This is a genomic window from Pseudomonadota bacterium (genome assembly GCA_030860485.1).
Taxonomy (GTDB): Bacteria; Pseudomonadota; Gammaproteobacteria; order JACCXJ01; family JACCXJ01; genus JACCXJ01.
Window position 1 is genome coordinate 1 of sequence record JALZID010000193.1, and the last position, 5,209, is coordinate 5,209.

General features: G+C 63.3%; 7 protein-coding genes and 1 pseudogene. 7 read left to right on the forward strand and 1 reads right to left on the reverse strand.

All coding sequences use genetic code 11. The annotated features are described in order from the left end of the window. On the reverse strand, positions 1-257 hold a 257-nt coding region (locus M3461_10510; GenBank protein MDQ3774749.1), incomplete at its 3' end, for a pyrroloquinoline quinone biosynthesis protein B. A gap of 43 nt (positions 258-300) precedes the next feature. Here M3461_10510 and M3461_10515 point away from each other — a divergent pair. The 7 genes and pseudogenes from M3461_10515 to M3461_10545 form a co-directional block, all read left to right on the forward strand. Beyond that, complete coding sequence (locus M3461_10515) at positions 301-597, forward strand: DUF1566 domain-containing protein (GenBank protein MDQ3774750.1); 297 nt, start codon at positions 301-303, stop codon at positions 595-597. A 97-nt stretch (positions 598-694) separates the two neighbouring features. After that, positions 695-847 carry a hypothetical protein gene (locus tag M3461_10520; protein ID MDQ3774751.1) on the forward strand — a complete coding sequence of 51 codons (153 nt, stop codon included), beginning with the start codon at positions 695-697 and terminating at the stop codon, positions 845-847. 98 nt (positions 848-945) lie between these two features. Next, a pseudogene (locus M3461_10525) lies at positions 946-1,032 on the forward strand (DNA-binding protein). Positions 1,033-2,258: 1,226 nt separating this feature from the next. Then, positions 2,259-2,447, forward strand: a complete 189-nt coding sequence (locus M3461_10530; protein ID MDQ3774752.1) for a type II toxin-antitoxin system HicA family toxin — start codon at positions 2,259-2,261, stop codon at positions 2,445-2,447. 2 nt (positions 2,448-2,449) lie between these two features. Continuing rightward, the gene (locus M3461_10535; protein MDQ3774753.1) at positions 2,450-2,665 is read left to right on the forward strand and encodes a type II toxin-antitoxin system HicB family antitoxin; all 216 of its coding nucleotides are present in this window, start codon (positions 2,450-2,452) and stop codon (positions 2,663-2,665) included. A 519-nt stretch (positions 2,666-3,184) separates the two neighbouring features. Then, a complete protein-coding gene (locus M3461_10540; protein MDQ3774754.1) occupies positions 3,185-4,606 on the forward strand; it encodes a DUF6513 domain-containing protein in 1,422 nt (473 codons plus the stop codon). Between the two features lie 190 nt (positions 4,607-4,796). Beyond that, positions 4,797-5,209: alpha/beta hydrolase (locus M3461_10545; protein ID MDQ3774755.1), on the forward strand; the 413-nt coding region annotated here is incomplete at its 3' end.

The window sequence follows — 5,209 nt, forward strand, 5'->3', positions numbered from 1 at the left end:
ATGAGGACGATGGCGCGGATCGCGGTGTCGCGCACCGCGCGCCCCGGCTGCAAGTCCGCGAAGCCGCCGAGCTGCGTCCGGATGTCCGGGGAGGCATTGAACAACACCCAGTCCTCGCCGTCCCCGACCGCGATCGACGACTGGGTGCGGGCCTGTGCCCGGGTCGTGCCCTGGCGCAGGCCGGCGCAGTTGCGGCAGTTGCAGTTCCATTGCGGGAAGCCGCCGCCCGCGGCGGAGCCGAGTACGTGTACGCGCATCGCGGCAGAGCGTCTCTGGGTCGGGGCCGCGATAGTAGCAAAAATGCCGGGCAGGCGCCCGGGTGGCGTTCCGAACGTCCCGGCGCGTGGTCGAACCGCGCACCGTTCGCCGCCCCCGCCGTGCGCGCAGTTCCCGGCGTCCGGGCAGACAAGACCCCGTGTGCGCCGGGCCACGGTGACGGACGGCAGCTGTACGGCGGCGTTCCTCTACTGGTCGTCTACTACCGCCGCCTTCTTCTCCGGCTCCGCGTGGGTCGTGGATTTCGGCGGCGGCTTCGTGATCGACTTCGATAAGGGCGACGCCCGCCCCGTGCGTGCGGTGCGTGGCGGCTCGCCGTAGTCGATCATGGGGTCATTTGAATCATTTGATAATTTGATTGGGGGTCTGGGGGGCTTGGCCCCCCAGCCTTTGGCAAATTATGGCGCAATCCGAGCACTTGCCCATCTACAAGTGGAGCTATGACCTCTGCCTGTATGTCGAGCAGGTGGTGCGGGGTTTCTCCCGTTACCACAAGTACACCCCCGGGGCGGAGCTCAGGGAGATGAAGCCCTCGGACGCGCTTAGCGCGGCCCACCGCAGCTTGGTATAGTGGGAAGACGAGTGGGAGCACCCCGAGTCGTACTCGAACCCCCGGCTGCTCCAGAACATCCGCGGCGCGGGGATCCGCCTGTGAATACACGTGACCTGATGGACAAGGCGAGCCGCGCCGCTGCTTCTGCAAGGCTCTTGCTCGACGCGGGTGATGTGGACGGGGCACGTAACCGCGCCTATTATCTATACTCGCTATACTCCACTTTAGCCATTTCCCCCTCCCCCCCGACCCTCTGTCGCCAGGGAGAAGGGGATGAATTGGTTGATCTAACGATGGTAGTTATGTGACGGGGTTCTTCGCGGGCACGGCGACCTTTGGGCCGGGCGAGGCCAATGAAACGATGCTCATGAGCGCGGGGTCAGATGATGTCTTTGTGGCCAAGTATGACAGCACGGGGGCTCTGGTATGGGCCAAGCGGGCCGGGGGGACGGATTAGGGATGAGGGCCGTGTCATCGGGGTGGATGGCACTGGGAACAGTTATGTGACGTCAACACCTTTCGCTTCATCTCCTCGAGCGATAACTTCTTGCCAGCCCTGAATTCCTCCCTCGCTGCCTCAATAACGGCCCTAAACTCCGGATTGGTACTCAAGACCAAAGCCTCGTGACCCACGTGCTTCAGCGGACCAACGCAGCTACGGGTTTCTTCCTGGAAGTAACAACGAGGATATCGTCATCCAATGCCTTCGCATAATCCGATAATGGTTCGGATGCGTCGGATAGCTCTATCGTTTTCATAACCTGGCCGCCGATATAGAGCTTGTCGCCTCTCTTTCGTCCTACCGCCAGAACCCTGACCATTTTGGGGTTCATCAACACTCACGTCATAGAATACTCGCAAATACCCGGCGCGCAATTCCCACGGCGTAACCGGGTTGGGCCGCAGGACCTTGCGGTGTTTCGTCTCCACCAACGGCTGGTGACACAGCTGCTCTTCGATCGCGTCCAAGACCCTGATCCGCTGACGCGCGGTAAGTGTCAGTAACTGCTCCCGAACTGACTGCGCAAACGCAATGGTGTACGCCATTTAATCATCGTATCACCAGCCGTAAACGCAGAGCGACCGTGGGGCAGAATGCCCCACGGTCGCAATGCCTTGACAATCCCTCCCTGCCCCTCAATCGATTCCCCGCCAATACCCACTCGCCGCGGCTGGCCCCACGGCCTCGCCTAGCGCCACTGCCCCTTCATGGGCACGATCTTGACGTAAAAAGAGCTCACTGGCCGGGGCGGGCTAGGCTAGGGTATCATAACCTTCGCCGGCGAGGACGCCGACTACGGCTACCTCGAGCTCACGTTCCGTTACTGACGCGCACGGTGCCACCCGACGATTAACGGCATTCCTCCCTCCTAAAGGGTAACGGTAACGCTCGACTCGACGCGAGGTAAATGCGGTAAAATCGTGACCCATGAAGGTTAGCGAGATCATCAAGCTGCTGGAAAGCAAAGGTTGGATTCAAGTGCGCATGAGGGCTAGTCACCGACAGTTCAAACATCCGTCCAAGGCGGGTTTGGTCACGGTTGCTGGCAAGCCAAGCGTTGATGTTCCGTCGGGAACCCTGAACAACATTCTCAAGCAGGCAGGTTTGAAGAGTTAGCTATGAAATACATGGTCGTCGTAGAAGAAGGCCCCACCAGCTTTGGGGCCTATGTGCCCGATCTCCCGGGCTGTGTGGCGGTCGGCGAAACGCGCGATGAAGTGGTTGATCTCATCAAAGAAGCGATCGAACTTCATATCGAGGGTTTGCGGGATGAAGGGACCGAACTTCCCAAGCCCCATGTCTCAAGTGAGTTCGTGGAGGTTCGAGTTGCCTGACTCGGCGCTGTAGAGGGACGCCACAAAAAGCGCGGCGCCCCTCAGCTTGGTTTGTTATGGCGCCAAGAGTATCTTGCCGGGTGAAAGTCCCGGCCGGGTAAGGGTTGGCTGCCCAACCATATCGAGTCTCGCGTCTGTGGCGGAGTCGAGGGAGAGGCGAACAAGATAGGCGAAGCGTAGACAAAGCATCCTGTGGGCCTAGGGGCGACCGTGCACGCCTCCAGTACTGGTTACAGCTTCGAGATGAGGTCGCGGATGGCGAGGATTTTAACGCGCCCGAAGCCAACGTGAAGCACCCGTCATGGCGAGGGTTTGGAGGTCCGCCGGAGTCCAAAGGCCAGGCATGCAGGAAGAGATATGTCGAAGAACTTGGGAGACCCCATAGCTTCCTGGGTGTGGGAAGGTCATACGGAAGGTATGCAGCTATTGAAGCACGAAGGGGAAACCCAGGGCCCGCGCCCTGGTCGCGTTCCGAACGTCCCGGCGCGGCGGCAGGCCGCGTAGCGCTCGCCTGATCTCGTGGCCGAGCGGCTCCTGTTCCTGACCGGTAAGCTGGCCGAGCCCGGGCTCCGCCGGATCCTCGGGGCGTCGCAAGGTCCCGAGCTCAGCTACGAGGTCCTCAACATCGGGGTCAGCGTGGCGGCGCTCATGAGCGCCGAGATGATCGCGCGCCGGCTCGACGGGCCGCGCGGCGCCGAGCGCGTGATCGTCCCGGGCCTTTGCGCCGGCGATCTTACGGTGCCGGCAGAGAAGCTCGGCGTCCCCGTAGTGCGGGGTCCCGAGGATATGAAGGACCTGCCGGGCTTCCTCGGTCGCGGCGGGGTCCCGCCCGATCTCAGCCGTTACGACATCCGCATCTTCGCCGAGATCGTGGATGCCCCCCGGCTCTGCGTCGAAGGGATCCTGGATCGGGCCGCGCGTTATGGGGCCGACGGGGCCGACGTGGTCGATCTCGGTTGCCTGCCCGGCGTCCCTTTTCCGCACCTCGAAGAGGCGATCGCGGCCTTACACGAGCGCGGCCATCGGGTGAGCGTCGATTCGCTCGTGACCGAGGAGCTTTTGCGTGGCGGGCGGGCGGGGGCCGATCATCTCCTGAGCCTCAAGGAGAGCACCCTCTGGGTGGCGGACGAGGTGGGCTCGATACCGATCCTGATCCCGGAAGAGCCCGGCGATCTGGCATCTCTTTTTCGCGCCATCGACGCGCTCGCGGCGCGCGGCCGGACATTCATCGCCGACAGCGTCCTCGACCCCATTCACTTCGGGCTCAGCCGCTCGCTCGCGCGCTATGTCGAGCTGCGCGATCGCTATCCCGGGATCGAGATCATGATGGGCACCGGAAACGTCTCGGAGCTGACCGATGCCGATACCGCCGGGCTCAACGCCTTCATGCTCGGGGTCATGTCCGAGCTTCGCATCACCCATCTCTTGACCACGGAGGTGAGCCCGCATGCCCGGTCCGTGGTGCGCGAGCTCGATTGCGCGCGCCGCATGTTGTTCGCGGCACGCGAAGACCGGAGCCTGCCGCGCGGCTACGATTCTTCGCTCTGTGCCCTGCACGAACGCAAACCGTTTCCCTATTCGGAGGCCGAGATCGCCGAGATCGCAGCCCAGATCCGCGATCCCAGCTACCGCGTGAACGTCTCGGCGGCCGGCATCCACGTCTATAATCGCGACGGTATGACGACCGCTACCGATCCCTTTGACCTCTACCCCAGACTGGACCTGCTGCAAGGCGATGCCCCGCATGCTTTCTATATGGGCGTGGAGCTCGGGCGTGCGCAGATCGCCTGGCAGCTCGGCAAGCGTTATGTACAGGACGAGCCCCTCAAATGGGGCTGTGCCGTGCGTCCCGCGGTGGGCCAGGACACCGCGAGCCCGCACGCCTACAAACCCGAGGGCACGACCTTGAAGGCCAGCAAGCGCGGCCCGAAGGCGCCGTGATCTACGAAGCCTTGATCATCACCCGCAACGCCGATGGGTCCCTGCACCTCGTCCCCTTGGGCTACCGCGAAGCGGACGAGGACAGGGTGATCGCCCCGTTCCGGCCGTCGACGACCTAAGCGGCACCGGGATTGGATCCGGGTCAGCCGCTGACCCTCACGACTCACGAATTACGATTCGCGCCTTGCTTATGCCAAGATTACTGGACGCTATCGAGATAGAGACCGGGCAGAACCCGTCGGCCAGCGTCATCTGGATGCACGGCCTGGGCGCCGACGGCGGCGATTTTGTGCCTATCGTGGACGAGCTCGGGCTCGACGCGGCGCCGGCGCTCCGTTTCGTGTTCCCGCACGCGCCGATGCGACCGGTGACGATTAACGGGGGCGCTGTCATGCGCGCCTGGTACGACGTCTCCTTCGGCGAGCTCGAAGGCACGTCGCGCCGCGCCGACGAGCGGGGCGTCCGCGAATCGCAAACGCAGATCAACGCCCTGATCGATCGCGAAGGAAAGCGCGGGGTCGCCGCGTCGCGGATCGTGCTCGCCGGATTCTCGCAGGGCGGCGCGATCGCGCTGCAGACCGGGCTGCGCCACCCCGATACGCT

What these genes read in the sequence shown, in the direction of transcription:
- M3461_10515 (MDQ3774750.1), top strand. Translation starts at nt 301, where the DNA reads ATGCCGGGCAGGCGCCCGGGTGGCGTTCCGAACGTCCCGGCGCGTGGT.
- M3461_10530 (MDQ3774752.1), top strand. Translation starts at nt 2,259, where the DNA reads ATGAAGGTTAGCGAGATCATCAAGCTGCTGGAAAGCAAAGGTTGGATT.
- M3461_10535 (MDQ3774753.1), top strand. Translation starts at nt 2,450, where the DNA reads ATGAAATACATGGTCGTCGTAGAAGAAGGCCCCACCAGCTTTGGGGCC.